Here is a 1,096-nt window from a genome sequence, read left to right as displayed (position 1 = left end):
CCATGGCCAAAATGCGCAAGGTCACCACCGTTCGCGGCTACGGTGCCTTTGTCGGCGCCAACCACCTCGAAGTGGAAGAAACCACCGGCACGGGCCAGGAGAAGACGGGCACCAAGAAGGTCATCGCCTTCAAGCGCGCCATCATCGCCGCTGGCAGCCAGGCCGTGCGCCTGCCGTTCATGCCCAACGACCCGCGCGTGGTCGATTCCACCGGCGCGCTGGCGCTCAGCGGCGTGCCCAAACGCATGCTCATCCTGGGCGGCGGCATCATCGGCCTGGAAATGGGCACGGTGTACAGCACCCTGGGCGCACGCCTGGATGTGGTGGAAATGATGGACGGCCTGATGCAGGGCGCCGACCGCGACCTGGTCAAGATCTGGCAGAAGATGAACGCCAAGCGCTTCGACAACATCATGTTGAAGACGAAAACCGTGGGTGCCGAGGCCACACCTGAAGGCATCAAGGTCACATTCGCGCCAGCGGAAGAGGGCGGCACCACCCCCGAACCCCAGGTGTACGACCTGGTGCTGCAGGCCGTGGGCCGCACGCCCAACGGCAAGAAGATTGCCGCTGAAAAGGCTGGCGTGGCCGTCACGGACCGTGGCTTCATCAACGTCGATATCCAGATGCGCACCAACGTGCCGCACATCTTTGCCATCGGCGACATCGTGGGCCAGCCCATGCTGGCGCACAAGGCGGTGCATGAGGCACACGTGGCGGCAGAAGTGATTGCCGGTGAACTGCAAGGCAACAAAGAGCTGGCAAGCGCCGCCTTCAACGCCCGCGTGATCCCAAGCGTGGCCTACACCGACCCTGAAGTGGCTTGGGTGGGCCTGACGGAAGACCAGGCCAAGGCCCAAGGCATCAAGGTCAAGAAGGGCCTGTTCCCCTGGACGGCCTCGGGCCGCGCCATTGCCAACGGCCGCGACGAAGGCTTCACCAAGCTGCTGTTCGACGACAGCCCCGAAGCAGGATCAGGAGACGGCCATGCTGGCCGGGGCCACGGCAAGATCCTGGGCGGTGGCATGGTCGGCACCCACGCGGGCGACATGATCGGAGAGATCGCGCTGGCTATCGAGATGGGTGCGGACGCAGT

1 protein-coding gene is annotated in these 1,096 nt (G+C 64.7%); it reads left to right on the top strand.

What is annotated here, in order from left to right; genetic code table 11:
- The coding region (locus N878_RS21770) for an NAD(P)/FAD-dependent oxidoreductase (RefSeq protein ID WP_021445644.1) at positions 1-1,096 on the top strand (1,096 nt) is incomplete at both ends.

Source organism: Pseudomonas sp. EGD-AK9 (genome assembly GCF_000465935.2).
GTDB lineage: Bacteria > Pseudomonadota > Gammaproteobacteria > Pseudomonadales > Pseudomonadaceae > Aquipseudomonas.
Note: the sequence above shows the minus strand (reverse complement) of the source record. Positions and strands in the feature narration are given on the sequence as shown.